At 72.5% G+C, this 18,468-nt stretch carries 15 protein-coding genes; 7 read left to right on the top strand and 8 right to left on the bottom strand.

What is annotated here, in order from left to right; translation table 11 throughout:
• The first annotated feature begins 163 nt into the window (after positions 1–163).
• Complete coding sequence (dnaE, locus tag BS73_RS24965; RefSeq protein WP_037576126.1) at positions 164–3,736, top strand: DNA polymerase III subunit alpha; 3,573 nt, start codon at positions 164–166, stop codon at positions 3,734–3,736.
• A gap of 179 nt (positions 3,737–3,915) precedes the next feature.
• On the opposite strand, the gene BS73_RS24960 is transcribed toward dnaE, so the two are convergent.
• The 5 genes from BS73_RS24960 to BS73_RS24940 form a co-directional block, all read right to left on the bottom strand.
• Positions 3,916–4,599, bottom strand: a complete 684-nt coding sequence (locus BS73_RS24960; RefSeq protein WP_037576123.1) for a response regulator — start codon at positions 4,597–4,599, stop codon at positions 3,916–3,918.
• Complete coding sequence (locus tag BS73_RS24955; RefSeq protein ID WP_051940481.1) at positions 4,596–5,990, bottom strand: sensor histidine kinase; 1,395 nt, start codon at positions 5,988–5,990, stop codon at positions 4,596–4,598. The genes BS73_RS24960 and BS73_RS24955 overlap by 4 nt, the downstream gene beginning before the upstream one ends.
• A 55-nt stretch (positions 5,991–6,045) precedes the next feature.
• On the bottom strand, positions 6,046–6,909 hold the full coding sequence (locus BS73_RS24950) for an ABC-2 transporter permease (RefSeq protein ID WP_037576121.1): 864 nt from the start codon (positions 6,907–6,909) through the stop codon (positions 6,046–6,048).
• Positions 6,906–7,886, bottom strand: a complete 981-nt coding sequence (locus tag BS73_RS24945) for an ABC transporter ATP-binding protein (RefSeq protein ID WP_037576118.1) — start codon at positions 7,884–7,886, stop codon at positions 6,906–6,908. Before BS73_RS24945 ends, BS73_RS24950 begins: the two co-directional genes overlap by 4 nt.
• Before the next feature lie 80 nt (positions 7,887–7,966).
• On the bottom strand, positions 7,967–9,208 hold the full coding sequence (locus BS73_RS24940; protein WP_051940478.1) for a TetR/AcrR family transcriptional regulator: 1,242 nt from the start codon (positions 9,206–9,208) through the stop codon (positions 7,967–7,969).
• 183 nt (positions 9,209–9,391) lie between these two features.
• On the opposite strand from BS73_RS24940, the gene BS73_RS24935 reads away from it, so the two are divergent.
• The 6 genes from BS73_RS24935 (at position 9,392) to BS73_RS24910 (ending at position 14,642) form a co-directional block, all read left to right on the top strand.
• Positions 9,392–10,549: an acyl-CoA dehydrogenase family protein gene (locus BS73_RS24935; RefSeq protein WP_037576115.1), complete on the top strand. Its 1,158-nt coding sequence runs from the start codon at positions 9,392–9,394 to the stop codon at positions 10,547–10,549.
• 68 nt (positions 10,550–10,617) lie between these two features.
• Entirely contained in the window at positions 10,618–12,318 is a 1,701-nt protein-coding gene (locus tag BS73_RS24930) for a class I adenylate-forming enzyme family protein (RefSeq protein ID WP_037576114.1), read from the top strand.
• Between the two features lie 32 nt (positions 12,319–12,350).
• Positions 12,351–12,704 (top strand): Zn-ribbon domain-containing OB-fold protein, encoded by a 354-nt coding sequence (locus tag BS73_RS24925; protein ID WP_152617712.1) that lies wholly within the window; start codon positions 12,351–12,353, stop codon positions 12,702–12,704.
• A 97-nt stretch (positions 12,705–12,801) separates the two neighbouring features.
• Positions 12,802–13,524 carry an MIP family channel protein gene (locus BS73_RS24920; protein ID WP_037576110.1) on the top strand — a complete coding sequence of 241 codons (723 nt, stop codon included), beginning with the start codon at positions 12,802–12,804 and terminating at the stop codon, positions 13,522–13,524.
• 7 nt (positions 13,525–13,531) lie between these two features.
• A complete protein-coding gene (locus BS73_RS24915; protein WP_152617711.1) occupies positions 13,532–14,083 on the top strand; it encodes a hypothetical protein in 552 nt (183 codons plus the stop codon).
• 103 nt (positions 14,084–14,186) lie between these two features.
• Positions 14,187–14,642 (top strand): MarR family winged helix-turn-helix transcriptional regulator, encoded by a 456-nt coding sequence (locus BS73_RS24910; protein ID WP_037576105.1) that lies wholly within the window; start codon positions 14,187–14,189, stop codon positions 14,640–14,642.
• A 19-nt stretch (positions 14,643–14,661) separates the two neighbouring features.
• On the opposite strand, the gene BS73_RS24905 is transcribed toward BS73_RS24910, so the two are convergent.
• The 3 genes from BS73_RS24905 to BS73_RS24895 form a co-directional block, all read right to left on the bottom strand.
• A complete protein-coding gene (locus BS73_RS24905; protein WP_235215517.1) occupies positions 14,662–14,886 on the bottom strand; it encodes an acyl-CoA carboxylase subunit epsilon in 225 nt (74 codons plus the stop codon).
• A 35-nt stretch (positions 14,887–14,921) separates the two neighbouring features.
• The gene (locus BS73_RS24900) at positions 14,922–16,526 is read right to left on the bottom strand and encodes an acyl-CoA carboxylase subunit beta (protein WP_037576103.1); all 1,605 of its coding nucleotides are present in this window, start codon (positions 16,524–16,526) and stop codon (positions 14,922–14,924) included.
• Positions 16,527–16,682: 156 nt separating this feature from the next.
• Entirely contained in the window at positions 16,683–18,380 is a 1,698-nt protein-coding gene (locus BS73_RS24895; protein ID WP_051940476.1) for a SpoIIE family protein phosphatase, read from the bottom strand.
• Positions 18,381–18,468 lie beyond the last annotated feature (88 nt).

Below are 18,468 nucleotides of genomic sequence, written 5' to 3'. Positions count from 1 at the left end.
CCCGGAGCACCGAGATCGTCTCGGGGAGCGGCGCCGGCATGCGGAGGAGCGAGGCGCGGGGCGGTAGGACCGGCGCCGTCGGCGAGTCGCGGTCGGGGAGCGGTTAGGCTGAGCGCTTCGCCGGTCGTCGCCGCCCTCGCCCCCCGAAGGAGCCCACGCCACCGTGTCGGACTTCGTACACCTCCACGTCCACACCGAGTACTCGATGCTCGACGGAGCAGCCAAGAACAAGAAGCTCTTCGGCGAGGTGGCCCGCCAGGGCATGCCGGCCGTGGCGATGTCCGACCACGGCAACATGTTCGGCGCGTACGAGTTCCAGAAGATCGCCTCGGACTTCCCGGACGTGAAGCCGATCATCGGCATCGAGGCGTACGTCGCCCCCGCCTCCCGCCGGCACAAGAAGCCGGTCTTCTGGGGCGCCGGCGGCGTCCGCGGCGCGGGCAGCGCCGACGGCGAGGGCGGCAAGGACGTCTCCGGCGGCGGCCGGTACACCCATATGACGATGTGGGCGAAGAACGCCGGCGGCCTGCGCAACCTCTTCCGGCTCTCCTCCCGCGCCTCCTTCGAGGGCTACTACGGCAAGCCCCGGATGGACAAGGAGCTGATCGCCGAGCACGCCGAGGGGATCATCGCCACCACCGGCTGCCCCTCCGGCGAGGTGCAGACCCGGCTGCGGCTCAACCAGTTCGAGGAGGCCTGCGCGGCCGCCGCCGAGTACCAGGAGATCTTCGGCAGGGAGAACTACTTCCTGGAGCTGATGGACCACGGCATCGACATCGAGCACGAGGTCCGCGAGCCCCTGCTCCGCCTGGCCAAGCGGCTGAACATCCCCCTGCTCGCCACCAACGACTCGCACTACGTCACCGCCGACCAGTCGGACGCCCACGACAGCCTCCTCTGCGTCGGCGTGGGCAAGAACAAGGACGACCCGAACCGCTTCAAGTTCAACGGCGACGGCTACTACATCAAGACCTCCGAGGAGATGCGCGCGCTCTTCCGCGAGCTCCCCGAGGCCTGCGACAACACCATGCTGGTCGCCGAGATGGTGGAGTCCTACGACGAGGTCTTCACCTACGTCGACCGGATGCCGCAGTTCGACGTCCCCGAGGGCGAGGACCAGTCCTCCTTCCTCCGCAAGCAGATCGCGGTCGGTCTGAAGCGCCGCTTCGGCGACAACCCCTCCCAGGAGGTCCTGGACCGGATCGAGCTGGAGATGGGCGTCATCGAGCCCATGGGCTTCAGCTCGTACTTCCTCGTGGTCGCGGACATCTGCAACTACGCCCGCGAGCACGGCATCCCGGTCGGCCCCGGCCGAGGCTCCGCGGCCGGCTCGATGGTCGCGTACCTCACCGGCATCACCCAGCTCGACCCCCTGGAGCACGACCTCCTCTTCGAGCGCTTCCTCAACCCGGAGCGGATCAACCCGCCGGACGTCGACATCGACTTCGACGACCGCCAGCGCGACCAGATGGTCCGCTACGTCTCGGAGAAGTACGGCACCGAGTACACCGCGCAGGTCAACACCTTCGGCACGATCAAGGCCAAGGCCGCCGTCAAGGACGCCTCCCGGATCCTCGGCTACCCCTTCGCGATGGGCGACCGGATCACCAAGGCGATGCCGCCGGACGTGATGGGCAAGGGCGTCCCGCTCGCGGACCTCTTCAACAAGGAGCACCCGCGGTACAACGAGGGCACCGAGATCCGCGCCCTCTACGAGAACGAGCCGGACGTCAAGAAGATCATCGACACCGGCCTCGGCATCGAGGGCCTGATCCGCAACACCGGCGTCCACGCCGCCGCGGTGATCCTCTCCTCGGCCCCGCTGCTCGACCTGATCCCGATGCACATGCGGGACAAGGACGGCACCATCATCACCGGGTTCGACTACCCGTCCTGCGAGTCCATGGGCCTGATCAAGATGGACTTCCTGGGCCTGCGGAACCTCGGCATCATCGACCACTGCATCCAGATCATCAAGGCCAACCGGGGCGTGGACGTCGTCTGCGACGACATCCCGCTGGACGATCCGACGACCTTCGAACTCCTCTCCCGCGGCGACACCCTGGGCGTGTTCCAGCTCGACGGCGGGCCCATGCGGGCGCTGCTGCGGCTGATGAAGCCCACCGAGTTCGCGGACATCTCCGCGGTCTCGGCGCTCTACCGGCCGGGCCCGATGGGGATGAACTCGCACATCAACTACGCCCTGCGGAAGAACGGCCAGCAGGAGATCGTGCCGATCCACCCCGAGCTGGAGGAGCCGCTCGCGGAGGTCCTCGGCCCCACCTACGGCCTGATCGTCTACCAGGAGCAGGTGCAGCGAGCCGCGCAGGTGCTGGCCGGCTACAGCCTCGGACAGGCCGACCTCCTCCGCCGGGCGATGGGCAAGAAGAAGAAGGAGGTCCTGGAGAAGGAGTTCATCCCCTTCCACGCGGGCTGCAAGGAGCGCGGCTACTCGGACGAGGCGATCCAGGCGGTGTGGGACGTGCTGGTCCCGTTCGCCGGCTACGCCTTCAACAAGTCGCACTCCGCCGCGTACGGGCTGGTCTCCTACTGGACCGCCTACCTCAAGGCCAACTACCCCGCCGAGTACATGGCCGCGCTGCTCACCTCGGTCGGCGACGACAAGGACAAGGCCGCGATCTACCTCGCCGACGCCCGCTCGGCCGGCATCCGCGTCCTCTCCCCCGACGTCAACGAGTCGGTCGCGGACTTCACCGCGGTCGGCGAGGACGTCCGGTTCGGCCTGCGGGCGATCCGCAACGTCGGCGACAACGTCATCGAGTCGCTGGTCGCCACCCGGAAGGAGAAGGGCAAGTACAGCTCCTTCGCCGACTTCCTGGACAAGGTCGAGCTCCCGGTCTGCAACAAGCGGGCGATGGACTCGCTGATCAAGGCCGGCGCCTTCGACTCCCTCGGCCACACCCGGCGCAGCCTCTCCGCCGTCGCGGAGACCGCGATCGACGCGGTCACCGGCGTCAAGAAGCAGCGGGCGATCGGCCAGGACGACCTCTTCGGCGCCCTCGAACCGGAGGGCGGCGGGGCCGGCTCCGGCGGCCAGTCCTTCGGCCTCGACTTCCAGCTGGACGAGCAGGAGTGGCCGAAGAAGCACCGGCTCGGCCTGGAGCGGGAGATGCTCGGCCTGTACGTCTCCGCGCATCCGCTGGACGGCGCCGAGCAGATCCTCTCCGCCAACCGGGACACCTCCGTGGCCGAGCTGCTGGGCTCCGGGCGGACCGAGGGCGAGGTCCGGCTCGCCGGGCTGATCACCTCCGTCGACAAGCGGATCAACAAGCGCGGCGACGCGTGGGCGCTGATCCAGCTGGCCGACCGGGACGGCTCGGTGGAGGTCCTCTTCTTCCCCAAGTCGTACCAGCTGGTCTCGCAGCTGCTGGTGGAGGACAACGTGGTGTCGGTCCGCGGCCGGCTGAACGAGCGGGACGGCGCGCTGTCCGTCTTCGGCTCGGAGATCCAGCCGCTGGACGTCTCCTCGGTGGAGAACGGCGGCCGCCCGCCGGTCCAGCTGGCCGTCCCCGAGACGCGGATCACCGTCCCCCTGATCGCCGACCTCAAGCGGACGCTCCGCGCCCACCCCGGCGACGTCCCCGTCCGGCTGCTGATGCAGGGCCGCCGCAAGAGCGTCCTCTTCGAACTGGGCCTCTCGGTCGACCCCGAGAACGGCCTCGCCTCCGAACTGAAGACGGTCCTCGGCCCCAACTGCTGGATGGGCGCCGCGTAAGCAGGCCCGAAGGGCCGAGTAAGGGGCGCGGGGAACTGCGCGCCCAGCCACTTGCGGCGCCGCACCCGGCATCGGGCAATGGGTTGCAACCCGAACTCCGCTGCCGACTGACAGACCGTAACCGGCCGGGCGCGCAGTTCCCCGCGCCCCTTCGTTGCGCCTGCGGCGCTGAAAGGGCGTCAGCCGGACGGCCGGACCAGCCCCGCGTCGTACGCGTAGATGACCAGCTGCACCCGATCCCGCGCCCCCAGCTTCGTCATCACGCGGCTGACGTGGTTCTTGACGGTGGACTCCGACAGCACCAGCTGTTCCGCGATCTCACCGTTCGTCAGCCCCGCCGCGACCGCCTCCAGCACCTCCCGCTCCCGCCCGCTCAGCGACGCCAGCCGCACGTCGTCCCGCCGCTCGGGCGAGGAGGCCGGCGCCACCCCCTCGCTCCCCTCCGTCGAGGTGAACCTGGCCAGCAGCCGCCGGGTCAGCGCCGGGGCGACCACCGCGTCGCCGCCCGCGACCGCCCGGATCCCCGCCAGCAGCTCGTCCGGCAGCGCGTCCTTCAGCAGGAACCCGCTGGCCCCCGCCCGCAGCGCGGCGTGGACGTACTCGTCCAGGTCGAAGGTGGTCAGCACCAGGACCCGGGACCGCCCGCCGGAGGCGACGATCCGCCGGGTCGCCTCGATCCCGTCCATCCCCGGCATCCGCACGTCCATCAGCACCACGTCCGGCCGCAGCTCCGCGGTCTTCCGGACGGCCTCCGCGCCGTTCTCGGCCTCGCCGACCACCGTGGTCTCCTGACTGCCCGTCAGCAGCATGCGGAAGCCCATCCGCTGCAACGGGTGGTCGTCGACGATCAGCACGGTGGTCACCGGTGCCCCTCCTCGTGGTCGGGTGCTCGCTCTCGGTCTTCCCCGTCCTCCTCGGGGTCGCCCGACTCCTCGGTGAACGGATCGGGGTGCGGCGGCAGGACCGCCCACACCTTCCAGCCTCCGCCGGGCCGCGGCCCGGCGCCGGCCCGGCCGCCGATCAGCCCGGCCCGCTCCTGGATGCCGACCAGCCCGAGGCCCCGCCGCTCCGCCTCCCCGGCCTCCGCCGCTTCGGCCGCCCGCCCCGGTCTCCACCTCGACGGGGCCGCCGCCTCCGCGCCGACCGGCCCGCTGTCCCAGATGCCGAGCCTCACCTCGCGGTCGGTGATCCGCAGCGCCACCCGTACCCGGGTACCCGATCCACTGTGCTTCAGCGCGTTGGTCAGCGCCTCCTGGGCGATCCGGTACACCGCCAACTGCACGCTGGGCGCGACCCGTTCCGGGTCGCCCGAGGTGGTGTAGACGACCTCGGGCCCGGCCGCCCGCAGCCGCTCCAGCAGCCCGTGGAGCTCGGCGATCCCGGGCTGCGGCGAGAGCTCCGCGGCGTCCAGGCGGCCGTTCTCGGGCCGGTCGCGCAGCGCGCCGAGGGTGGCCCGCAGCTCGGCCAGGGCGTGCCGGCCGGTCTCGGAGATGATCCGCATCGCCTCGGCGCCGCTGCCGGGGTCGGCTGCGGCGATGGACGCCCCGCCGTCCGCGAGCCCGATGATGACGGCCAGGTTGTGGCCGATGATGTCGTGCATCTCCCGGGAGACCCGCTCCCGTTCGGCGATGGTGGCGAGCTGGACCCGCTGCTCGCGCTCGATCTCCAGCCGGGCCGCCCGCTCCGCCAGCACGGCGAGCTGCGCCTCGCGGATCCTCGCGGCGAGTCCGAGCGCGGCCGCCGCGGTCGCCGCCGAGATCAGGAAGAAGAGCGAGTCGGGCGTGCTGACCAGCGGATTCGCCCGTACGGCGGGAACCACCAGGGCGACCAGGGTCGCCCCGGCCACCCACGGCAGCTGCCCGACCCGGCTGTGCCGGGCGACCCCGTAGAGCGCCACCATCAGCGCCACGTCGCTGCGGTAGAAGGCGCCCCCCAGCCACTGCGCCGTGCAGAGCGCCAGCACCACGTAGAAGACCGCGAGCGGGGCCCGTCGCCGCCAGAAGAGCGCGATCCCCTGGCCGGCGATGGTGGCGAAGGCCACCGTGGTCGGCACCGTCCCGGTGGACGGGCCGAACGGGGCCCGGTGCGGATAGCCGAGCCCGCTGACCCCGAGGATCACCACCAGGACCACCAGCAGCAGGTCGAGCCGCCAGGGGTGGCGCAGGTCCGCGCGCCGCAGCCGCCGGTAGCGGCGCAGCCAGGCGCGGGCACGCGGGTGCGTAAGCGCCCAGGCGGTGCGTTGTGCGGACGTCACGCTTGTCACGATACGACCGCGGACGGACCTGGGCCCGGGAGCGGCCGCGGGCGGCCTAGACGTCCGTACGGCGCAGCCGCCAGGCCGCGCCGGCCAGGGCGAGGGCCGCCCAACCGGCCAGTACCGCCGCGCCGGCGCCGGGCGAGAGGGTGTGCGGGATCTGGTGGAGAGAGTACATCGAGTTGCCCGCGTTGCCCGGGATGAACGGGCCCAGGAGGTTCTGCAGCGAGGTCGGCAGCGCCTGGATCACCAGGCGCATCAGCATCACGCCGACGATCAGCAGCGCGACCGCCCCCGCCACCGACCGCAGCAGCGCGCCGAGCGCCACCCCGAGGACGCCCACCAGCGCCAGGTAGCCCACCGCGCCGAGCAGCGAGCGGAGGACGCCGGGGTCGCCGAGCGACAGGCCCATCCCGGTGCCGTGGAGGAAGCCCGCCCCGCCGAGGAACGCGGTGAGGATCGAGGTTCCGGAGACCCCCGCCGCGATCGCGGTGATCACCGCCACCTTGGACCACAGCACCGGCAGCCGCCGCGGCACCGCCGACAGCGTGGAGCGGATCGTCCCGGTCGCGTACTCGCCGGCGGTGAGGAGGACGCCGAGGACGCCGAAGGCCAGCTGTGCGAAGTCCACGCCGCTGAGGGCGATGGTGACCGCGTTCCGCCCCAGGCCGGGGGTGTACATCGCGGAGGTCGGCTTGTGGCCGGCCGCGGCGACCAGGCCGAGGGCGGCCAGGATCCCGAACGCTGCCAGCAGGGTCGTCCAACTCGACCGCAGCGACCAGAACTTGGCCCACTCGGCGCGCAGCACGCGCAGCCCGTTGACCCGGAGGGCGGCCGCGGGCGCCTTGCGGAGCGGGGCCGCCTCGCGGGGGCCGCGCTGCCGCGGGAGTCCGCCGAGGGCGGGGGTGACGGTGGTCATGCGAGGCTCCGGAGGTGCTCGACGTTCTCGGTGGTGGGGGCGGCGCCGGCGGTGCAGCTGCCCTGGTACTCGACGCACTCGCCGGTGAGGGACATGAACGCCTCCTCCAGCGAGACGCACTTGGGCGAGAGTTCGTAGAGGGCGATGCCGTGCTCGGCGGCGACGGTGCCGATCCGCCGCGCGGACAGCCCGGTGACCTCCAGTTCCTCGGAGCCGGGCACACCGGTGACGGTGGCGGCGGCGCCGTCCCGGCCGCCGGCCTCCAGCAGCGCCGTGCGCAGCCGCGCCGGGTCGGCGCTGGCGACGGTGACCCGGCGCCCGCCGGCCTCCTCGACGAACCGCTCGACGGTGGTGTCGGCGAGCAGCCGGCCCTTGCCGATCACGATCAGGTCGGTGGCGGTCAGCGCCATCTCGCTCATCAGGTGGGAGGAGATGAAGACCGTGCGGCCCTCCTCGGCCAGCCCGCGCAGCAGGTTGCGGATCCAGAGGACGCCCTCCGGGTCCAGCCCGTTCACCGGCTCGTCCAGCATCACCGTGTGCGGGTCGCCGAGGAGGGCGGCGGCGATGCCCAGCCGCTGGCCCATGCCGAGCGAGAAGCCGCCGGCGCGCTTGCGGGCGACCTTGCCGAGTCCGGTCATCTCGATCACCTCGTGGACGCGCTTCCGCGAGATGCCGTGGGTGAGCGCGAGCGCGCGGAGGTGGCCGTAGGCGCTGCGGCCGGGGTGGACGGCGCGGGCCTCCAGCAGGGCGCCGATCTCCTGGAGGGGCGCCCGGTGCCGGTCGTAGCGACGGCCGTTGACGGTGACGCTTCCGCTGGTCGGCGTGTCCAGTCCGACGATCATCCGCATGGTGGTGGACTTCCCGGCGCCGTTGGGCCCCAGGAAGCCGGTCACCACGCCGGGCCGGACGGTGAAGTCCAGGCCGTCGACGGCGGTCTTCGCGCCGTAGCGCTTGACCAGATTCCGGATCTCGATCATGCGAACGACCCTAGGTGCGGCGGCGGGACCGGATCCGGTACCACGGCACCCAAACCGCGCCCGCCACCAGTACCGCGGTACTAGCCGTCTTTATCTCCGCTGTCCAGGGACGTTCGGCCGGCCGCCGGGGCCCGATGGGCCGGGGTGATCTGCAACACCGCGCGCCCCAACTCGCGCAGTCGCGGCCCCAGATCGGGCCGGTCGCGCAGCGGGGCCAGGCTGACCGCGTCGTTGATCAGGGTGACCGCCGCCTGCACGGTGATCCTGGCGGCGGTGGGCTCCAGCCCGGGCCGGCTCTCGCCGAGCAGCCCGGCCCAGCCGCCGACGAACTCCCGCCGGAAGGCCAGCGACTCCCGCAGGTCCGGCTCCGGGAGGTGGACCGTTCCGGTGGGGACCAGCCCCAGGTTGTCGGGGTTGCCCACGGCGTAGTCGATGTACGCGTCGAGCATCCGCTCCAGGGTCTCCCCCGGCGTGCCGGATCCGCCGGGCGCCGCGAGGGCGCCCTCCATCGCCAGCCGCACCCGCTCCCGGGTGCGCGCCGAGGCCGCGGCGAGGATCTCGGCCTTGCCGCCGAAGTGCTTGTAGACGCTGGGCCCGGCGATCCCGACCGCCGCGCCCAGCTCGTTGACGCTGACCGCCTCGAAGCCGCGCTGGTGGAAGAGGCGGACGGCGGCCCGCAGCAGCTCCTCCCGCCGGGAGGGCGCGGGCCCGCCGCTCTCGGCCGGCTGCGGCCGGGGCCGGTCGGTGGCCGCTCCGAGCGGCACGGTGAAGAGCGCCCGCCCGAGTCCGGCCAGCTGCCGTTCGAACCTCGCCCGGGGCAGCGAGGCCCCGTGCAGCGAGACGCTGCCGTAGGCGAACAGCGCCGCCCAGGCACGCAGCCGGGGTTCGCCCGGCGCCCCGGCGGCGTCCAGCGCGGCGGCGATCTCCTCGGCGATCCGCCGCAGCCGGTCCTCCGCCTCGGCCCGGCGCTCCGGCTCCAGGTAGCGCACCTCGCGGTGGAGCAGCGCCCCGAGGGTGCGGTTGTCCAGGGTGGCCGTGGCCAGCGCCTCGGCCAGGGAGTCCAGCGAGGGGCGGCCGCCGGCCCGCGCGGGGGCCAGGGCGGGCGCAAGCGCCGCCTCGAAGCCGTCCAGCACCGCCGTCACGGTCTGCCGCAGCAGCTCCTGCTTGCCGCGCACATGCCGGTAGAGGGCGGGCGCGGTGATCTCCACCGCGGCGGCGACCTCGTTCATCGACACCTGGTGGAAGCCGCGGCGCTGGAACAGCTCGCCGGCCGCGCGGAGGATCTCCGCCCGCCGGTCGGTCCCGGTCCGCGCCCTGCCCACCTCGTCCTCGCCTTCTTCGGCTAACCCGCCTTCACTCTGCCCGCACCGACCGGTCGCCGTCCAGCCCGGCATGGCAGGTTGTATCCGGCAACCTATGGACATCGTGGCTAGCGCGGATTAACTTGGCCGTGCTGCCCGCCGACATACCGAGCAGTACGCCCGCGCTATCGAAGGGACCAGGCCATGCGGCGCACCGTCTTCAACGAGGATCACGAGGCCTACCGCCAGACCGTCCGCGACTTCCTCGCGAAAGAGGTCGTGCCGGTCTTCCCCGAGTGGGAGCAGCAGGGCTACGTGCCGAAGGAGATCTACCGGAAGCTCGGCGAGCTCGGCGTCTGGGGCATCGAGGTGCCCGAGGAGTACGGCGGCGCGGGCATCCAGGACTACCGCTACCACGTGGTGCTGACCGAGGAGTGCGCCCGCGCGAACGTCTCCCTCGGCGGCTCCAGCGTCCACGTCGGCCTGGTCCTGCCGTATCTGATGGCCTACGCCACGGAGGAGCAGAAGCAGCGCTGGCTGCCGCCCTTCGTCTCCGGCGAGATGATGACCGCCATCGCCATGACCGAGCCCGGCACCGGCTCCGACCTGGCCGGCATGTCGACCACGGCGAAGCTCTCCGCGGACGGCACCCACTACGTGCTGAACGGCGCCAAGACCTTCATCACCGGCGGCGTGCAGGCGGACCGGGTGCTGGTGATCGCCCGCACCTCCCCGTACGACCCGGAGGACCGCCGGGCCGGCCTCTCCATCCTGGCCGTGGACACCACCTCCGAGGGCTACGCGGTCGGCCGCAAGCTGGAGAAGATCGGCCTGCGCGTCTCGGACACCGCCGAGCTGTCCTTCACCGACGTCAAGGTCCCCGTCGAGGACCTCCTCGGCGAGGAGGGCAAGGCCTTCTACTACCTCGGCCAGAACCTGGTCCAGGAGCGCCTCGGCATCGCCGTCAACGCGGTCGCCGTCACCAGGGCCGCGATCGACCTGGCCGTCGAGTACACCCAGAACCGCAAGGTCTTCGGCAAGGCGGTCTCGACCTTCCAGAACACCAAGTTCGAGCTGGCCGCCTGCGAGGCCGAGGCGGTGGCCGCCCAGGCGCTGGTCGACGAGTGCCTGGAGTCCTTCGAGAAGGGCGAGCTCACCGCCTCCGACGTGGCCAAGGCCAAGCTCTTCACCACCGAGGTCTGCTCCCGGGTGGTGGACCGCTGCCTCCAGCTCCACGGCGGCTACGGCTACATGCTGGAGTACCCGATCGCCCGCCTCTACACGGACAACCGGGTGTACCGGATCTACGGCGGCACCAGCGAGATCATGAAGAGCGTGATCGCCAAGTCCATGGGCCTGTAAGGGAGTTCGCCTCCTCAGGCCGCCCGTACCGCCAGCACAGCACAGCACCGCCCCCCGAGAGGTTCGCAATGTCGCTCGCCGCTCTGACCGCCCCCGGCTCACCGTTCCACACCACCGAGACCGCGGTCGGCGGCCGCCGCGTCCCGGTGTACGGGCCCGGGCCGGGGGTGCCCGAGCACCTCGGGCAGCTGCTGGCGGCCACCCGGGCGCACGGCGACAAGCCGTTCCTGGTCGGCCCGCGCGGCGGCTACGGCTACGCCGGCCACTACGCCGCCGCGGCCGACCTGGCCCGGCGGATGGTCGAGGGGTACGGGCTGCGCAAGGGCGACCGGGTGGCGATCGCGATGCGCAACCACCCCGAGTGGCAGGTCGCCTTCTGGGCCTGCCAGCTGGCCGGCACCGTCGCCGTACCGCTGAACGCCTGGTGGTCGGCGGAGGAGCTGGCCCGGGCGCTGGACCACTGCTCCCCGCGGCTGCTGGTGGCGGACGGCGAGCGGGTGCCCCGGCTCGCGCCCTGGCGGGAGCGGCAGGACGCCGCCGAGCGCCCGTGGCTGCTCACCGTCGCCGACGAGGCCGAGCCGGCCGGCGAGAAGGCCGACGGACGCCGGGAGCGCTTCGAGGACCTCCCGGGCGGCCCCGGCACCCCGCCCGAGGTCGGGCTGTCGGCGGACGACCTGGCCGCGATCATCTACACCTCCGGCACCACCGGGGAGCCCAAGGGCGTGGTGCTGACCCATCGCAACATCGTGGGCGCCGCCCTCAACGGCCGCTGGGCGGGGGTTCGCGCCGCCGTCGAGGCGGGCGTCGACATCCTCGCCGACCCGCCCGCCATCACCGCCATGGTGACCTTCCCGTTCTTCCACGTGGCCGCCTTCACCGGGGTGCTCACCGCGATGACCGCCGGCTCCACCGTCGTCCTGCTGCACAAGTGGGACGTCGAGGCGGCCAGGGACGCCATCGCCGCCAACGGCGTCACCGCCTTCGCCGGCGTCCCCACCACCGCCCTCCAACTGCTCCACGGCTCCGCCGACGACCCCCGGCTGGCCACCCTCAGCGTGGTGAACACCGGCGGGGCGGCGGCCCCGCCGGAGCTGGTCCGGCTGATCGAGGAGCGCTTCGGCGACCGCGTCGAGCCGCGCAACGGCTACGGGCTCACCGAGACCGTCGGCGGCGTGATCTCCATCGCCGGAGACCGCTACCGCAAGCACCCGGACGCGGTCGGCGCCCCCAGCCCGGCCACCCGGATCCGGATCGTCGGCGCGGACGGCGCCGAATGCCCCGACGGCGAGATCGGCGAGCTTCAGATCACCGGCCAGTCCGTGTTCGGCGGCTACTGGAACAACCCGGAGGCCACCGAGGCGGCCTTCGACCGGGGATGGTTCCGCACCGGCGACCTCGCCTGCGTCCGGGACGGCGAGCTGTGCATCGTCGACCGGATCAAGGACGTGGTGATCCGCGGCGGCGAGAACGTCTACTGCGTGGAGGTCGAGTCGGTCCTCTTCGCCCATCCGGACGTGGCCGACGCGGCCGTGGTCGGGATCCCGCACCCGCAGCTCGGCGAGGAGGTCGCCGCCCTGGTGGTGGCGAAGGACGGCCGCCCGCTGGACCCGGAGGAGGTGCGCGCCTTCGTCGCCGCCCGGCTGGCCGGCTTCAAGGTGCCCGCGCTGGTCGTGCCGCGAGGCCGCCCGCTGCCCCGGAACGCCACCGGCAAGGTCCTCAAGCGCGAGCTCCGCGAGGAGCTCTCCCGGAGCCGGGGTGAGGCCCGGTGAACGGGGGAAGCCCGGTGCACGGGGGAAGCCCGGTGCACGGGAACCCGCTCGCCGCCGCCGAGAGCCTGCGGTTCCACCGCTGCACCTTCTGCACCACCCCGGTGCAGGCCATCGCCGAGCTCTGCCCGGCCTGCGGCTCCGACCGGCTGACCGTCGAGCGCAGCTCGGGCGTCGGCCGGGTGCACAGGGCCCTCAAGGCGACCTCGGCGCGCGGCGCCGAGCCCTCCCTGCCGGTGGTCGTCGAACTGGTCGAGGGCTTCCGGATCCGCTCCTGGCTGGACGGACTGCTGCCGGGCGCGGCCCCCGTCGGCACCCCCGTACGCTTCGTCGGCTACGCGCGGGCGGCCGGCGGCGCCCGCGACCCCAGGTTCGCCCTGAACGGCTGACCCGGACTCACCCGTCCGGCCCACTCCGGCTCGCAGCGCCCTCCACCCCCTCACCAGCGTGGTGGGGAGGGGGACGCCGTCGCGAGAAGGGCCTGGCATGAACGACAAGATCCGAGCGATCTTCTGCGAATTCCTGGGAACGGCACTCCTGGTCTTCTTCGCCGTGGGATCCGCCGTCATCTCCGCTCAGTTCATCGGAACCTTCGGCATCGCCCTGGCTTTCGGCTTCGTGCTGATGGCCCTGGTGTACGCGATCGGTCCGGTCTCCGGCTGCCACGTCAACCCCGCGGTGACGATGGGGGCCCTGGTGGCCCGCCGGATCGACCTGATCACCGCCGCCTGCTACTGGGTCGCGCAGTTCGTCGGCGGCATCGCCGGAGCGGCGCTGCTCTACCTGCTGGCCCACCAGGTCCCGGGGCTGACCACCCATGACGCCTTCGGCAGCAACGGCTACGGGGACCGCTCCTCGGTCCACCTCAGCCAGGGCGGCGCCTTCCTCGCCGAGGTCGTCCTCACCTTCCTGCTGGTGTGGGTGGTGCTGTCGGTGACCCACCGGGTCTCGCTGTACAAGTTCGCCGGCCTCGCCATCGGCGTCTCGCTGACCGTGATCCACCTGGTCGGCATCCCGCTGACCGGCACCTCGGTGAACCCGGCCCGCTCGCTCGGCCCGGCGATCTTCGCCGGCGGCGGGGCGCTCTCCCAGCTGTGGCTGTTCATCGTGGCGCCGCTGATCGGCGGGGTGATCGCGGCCCTGGTCGCGGAGGTGACCCACCCGCGGACGGCCCCCCTGCCGGATGAGAAGCCGGAGCCCTCGGCATAATGCGAGGGTGAATCGGACCCGTATCTCCCGGATCGCCTGTTCCTCCGTGCTGGCAGCAGCCCTGACCGCGTTCGCGGCGGGCTGCTCCGGCACGTCGTCCTCCTCGGGCGACTCGACCGGGTCATCCGGCTCGCAGAAGCAGGGCTCGGGACAGGCCTTCCCCAGCGGCCAGGCCACCGTCCGGAGCTCCCTCGGCAGCATGGACATCCAGACCTCGGCGATGGATCTCCAGATCTCCGGCGCCGAGCTCAAGCCGGGGCCGGGCGGCACCTCGCTGCTCTCCGCGACGATCAGGAACACCAGCGGCATCCCCGAGCACCTGGCCGCGGTCACCGCGCCGGACGGCAGGAACGCGACGATCAGCCAGGGCGGCGCCAAGGCCGGCATCGTGTCGACCGCCGGCGTGCTGCTCGCGCCAGGTTCCAGCACCTCGGTCGGCGGCAGCGGCCAGCCGGTGGTGCGGCTGCCGGAGCCGGTGGGCGCGGGCTCCAGCGAGAAGCTGATGATCGAGTTCGCCGTGACCGGTCTGGTGCACCTGGAGGTGCGCACCGCGCACTGACCCGCGCGCCGATCGCGCGGCGCGGGGCCCTGGATCCTTGCAGCCGCCTGTATTCACCGAGCGCAGCCCTATACTGGGCGGCACCATCGGCGAGGAGGCCACCATGTCGCTGCCGGACGACGCCGCCGAGGCCCGCGCGCAGGGCTGGCGCGCGCTGGCCGCGCTGCACTCCCGGATCGAGAACCGGATCGAGAAGGCCCTGCAGGCCGAGCACGACCTGAGCGTCACCGAGTACGCCGTGCTCGACGTGCTGAGCCGCCAGCAGGACTGGCACATGCGGATGCAGCAGCTGGCCAACGCGGTCGTGCTGAGCCAGAGCGCGACGACCCGGCTGGTGACCCGCCTGGAGCAGCAGGGCCTGCTCACCCGCTACCTCTGCGCGGACGACCGGCGCGGGATCTACACCGAGGTCAGCCCGGCCGGCCGGGAACTCCTCGCGGCCGCGCGGCCGACCCACGACGGGGCGCTGCGGGAGGCTCTCGCCGATGCCGAGCAGCTGCCGGAGCTGGCGCCCCTGGTCCGCGTGGTCGAAGCGGCCCAGCCGCTGGCAGCGGGCTGAACCGGCCAGGGAGCCGGCGTCAGCGCTGCCAGCTGACCGGGGAGCGGTAAGGGGCGTGGCGCTCCGGGCGGTCCCACAGCGGGACGACCGGGGTGGTGGGCCGGTCCTCCGGCGCGTCCGCACCGGCGGTCGCGCGGGTGAGGAGGACGGCGGTCAGCGCGGCGAGCTCGTCGTCGGCGAGGGTGCCGCGCTCGACACGGACCAGGGGCTGCTCGGTGGTGCGGGGTTCGATGACGGTGGTCACCGGGTCACGTCTCCTTGAAGAGGGGGGTCTCTGCGTTACTGCGGCGGGTTGCCGTGCTTGCGCTGGGGCAGGTCGGCGTGCTTGGTGCGCAGCATGTGCAGGGAGCGGATGAGGACCTCGCGGGTCTCGGCGGGGTCGATCACGTCGTCGACCAGTCCGCGTTCGGCCGCGTAGTAGGGGTGCATGAGCTCGGCCTTGTACTCCTTGACCATGCGCTGGCGCATGGCCTCGGGGTCGTCGGCGGCGGCGATCTGGCGGCGGAAGATGACGTTGGCCGCGCCCTCGGCGCCCATCACCGCGATCTCGTTGGTGGGCCAGGCGTAGGACAGGTCCGCGCCCACCGAGCGGGAGTCCATCACGATGTAGGCGCCGCCGTAGGCCTTGCGCAGGATCAGCGAGATCCGCGGCACGGTGGCGTTGCAGTAGGCGTACAGCAGCTTGGCGCCGTGCCGGATGATGCCGCCGTGCTCCTGGTCCACCCCGGGCAGGAAGCCGGGCACGTCCAGCAGGGTGAGGATGGGGATGTTGAAGGCGTCGCACATCTGCACGAAGCGGGCGGCCTTCTCGCTGGCGTTGATGTCCAGCACCCCGGCCAGGGCCTGCGGCTGGTTGGCCACGATCCCCACCACCTGGCCGTCCATCCGGGCCAGGGCCACGATCACGTTGGTCGCCCAGCGCTCGTGGATCTCCAGGTACTCGCCCTCGTCCACCAGGGACTCGATCACCGCGCGCATGTCATACGGCCGGTTGCCGTCCGCGGGCACCAGGTCCAGCAGGTCCTCGCAGCGCCGGCTCGCGGGGTCCTCGGTGACCTGCGCGGGCGGCATCTCCCGGTTGTTGGCCGGCAGCAGCGACAGGAGGTAGCGCACCTCCTCCAGGCAGGACTCCTCATCGTCGTAGGCGAAGTGGCACACCCCAGAGACCTCGGCATGCACGTCCGCGCCGCCCAGGCCGTTCTGGGAGACCTGCTCGCCGGTGACGGCCTGGACCACGTCCGGGCCGGTGATGAACATCTGGCTGGTCTCGCGGACCATGAAGACGAAGTCGGTGAGCGCCGGGGAGTAGGCCGCGCCGCCCGCGCACGGGCCCAGCATCACCGAGATCTGCGGGATGACCCCGGAGGCCCTGGTGTTGCGCTGGAAGATCCCGCCGTAGCCGGCCAGCGCGGTCACGCCCTCCTGGATCCGGGCGCCGGCCCCGTCGTTGAGGGAGATCAGCGGCGCGCCCGCGGCGATGGCCATGTCCATGATCTTGTGGATCTTGGTGGCGTGGGCCTCGCCCAGCGCCCCGCCGAAGATCCGGAAGTCATGGGCGTAGACGAACACCGTCCGCCCGTGCACGGTCCCCCAGCCGGTGATCACCCCGTCGGTGTAGGGCTTCTTGTTCTCCAGCCCGAACCCCGAGGCGCGATGCCGCCGCAACGGCTCCACCTCGTTGAAGGACCCCTCGTCCAGCAACAACGCGATCCGCTCCCGCGCCGTCAGCTTGCCCTTGGCATGCTGCGCCTCGGTCGCCCTCTCACTCGGACCCGCCACAACCTGCTCGCGGATGTCGTGCAGCTCCGCCACCCGGCTGCGGGTGTCCCCCGAGGGGTCGGCGGCACCGGCCGCGGCGGCATCCGAATCCTGCAGAACGGTCATGTCGAAAGAACTCCCAGTCTGTCCGGTTGCGCGGGCAGCGAACCAGCTCTGGCATCGACCTTACGTTTCCGGAACCCCCCACGATGCGTCGACTTCATACAAGACGGCGGTCGAATCCCTGGTCACCATGGACAGCCGGACACCCCCCGGAGGGATCTACGCTGCCCGCTGAAGTCGCCTGACCAGGAGCAACGCGATGTCGTCCGGATAACGGCGCACAGCGTCACGATGTGGTGCGATCAGCCGGTCGGCCAGTTCCTCCAATCCCGGCGCGTCGGCCGCCCCGGGGGCCCGCCCGCCGGGTATCCACGGGCCGGACCAGCCGCGGATCCGGTCCAGCAGCCGGGCCACGGAGAGGTCCAGATCCTCGTCGCGGCGCTCCACCAGGCCGTCGGTGTACAGCAGAAGCGATTCTCCACAGCCCAGCCGGGTCTCCCGCACCTCGTAGCCGGCCCGCGGCTCCACGCCGAGCGGCGGGCCGCCGGGCAGCGCCAGCTCGGTGACCGAACCGTCCGGGGCCAGCCGGACCGGCAGCGGATGGCCCGCCCGGACGCCGCGGAGGAGGCCGCCGGCCGGGTCCAGTTCGAGGTAGCAGCAGGTGGCGAAGAGCTCGCTGTCCAGGTCCGCCAGCAGCCCGCTGGTACGGGACAGCACCTGGTCCGGCGGCAGGCCCTCGCGGGCGTAGGCGCGGAGCCCCACCCGCAGCACGCCCATGGTCGCGGAGGCCTCGGCGCTGTGCCCCTGGACGTCGCCGACGACCAGGCCGATCCGGCCGCCGGGCAGGCTGAGGACGTCGTACCAGTCGCCGCCGACCTCCAGGCCCGCGGTGCCCGGGAGGTAGCGGGCGGCGGTCTCCAGGCCGGGGACCGCGGCGATCTGCCGGGGCAGCATCATCCGCTGGAGGTCCATCGCGTGCCGGTGCTCGAGGTCGTGCAGCCGGGCCCGCTCGGCGGACTGGGCGATGATGCCGGTGAGCGCGGTGCACAGGGCCCGCTCCGAGCCGCTGAACTCGCGCGGGCCGCGGAAGGCGATCAGGCAGGCGCCGACCGGCCGGCCGGAGACGATCAGCGGGAGGACCGCCCAGGCGCGGTCCTCCTGGCCGTCGGAGACCTCGGAGAGGAAGAGCGGGCGCTCGTCGCGCAGCGCCCGGTGCATGGCCTCGTGAGCGGTCTCGCGCAGCCGCTGGTCGCCCTCGCAGGTGGTGCGCTCGCCCTGGTAGTAGGTGCTGCTGTGCTCCTCGCCCTGGCCGGCCTCGTCCAGCACGTGGAGCAGCACGGCGTCCGCGGCGAGGGTCGGCCGGACCAGGCCGTTCAGCACGGTGGCCAGGTCGTGGACGGTGATCGCGCGGGAGAGTGCCCGGGTGAGGGTGAGGAGGAAGGCGTTGCGGGCCTCGCCGCCGAAGCCGGTCCGCTCGGCCGCGCAGGAGTCCCGCTCGGCCGCCCGGCCGCGGTCCACCATCACCCCGCTGACCAGGACCGGGGTCCCGTCGGCCGCGAGCTCGACGCTGCCCCGCTCGTGGACGGTGTGCACCGAGCCGTCGGCGTGCCGGACCCGGTACGCGGAGTGGTACGAGCCGCCGCGGTCCAGCGCCTCGGCGGCCTCGGCCTGGAGCACCGGCAGGTCGGCGGGGTGGACGCGGTCGAAGAAGGCGTCGGCGGGCCCCTCGAAGCCCGCTCCGCCGTGGTCCGCGGTGAGGCCGAGGATGCGGGCCGAGAGCGGGTCGCAGCGCAGTTCGCCGTGGACCAGGTCCCACTCGAAGGCGCCGATCCCGCCGGCGGCCAGCGCGCGGGCCAGGTCGGGCGAGCGGGACTCCCCGAGCGGGGAGATCCGCGCGGGGTGCGGCTGCGGGATCACTCCACTACCTCCGGGCGCTAGACGGATCCGGGTAGACCCGCAGAACGGGACATAGAGGACTTTTGTCTCCTTAAAGGCTAAGGGACCG

The organism is Phaeacidiphilus oryzae TH49 (assembly GCF_000744815.1).
Classification (GTDB): Bacteria; Actinomycetota; Actinomycetes; order Streptomycetales; family Streptomycetaceae; genus Phaeacidiphilus; species Phaeacidiphilus oryzae.
Note: the sequence above shows the minus strand (reverse complement) of the source record. Positions and strands in the feature narration are given on the sequence as shown.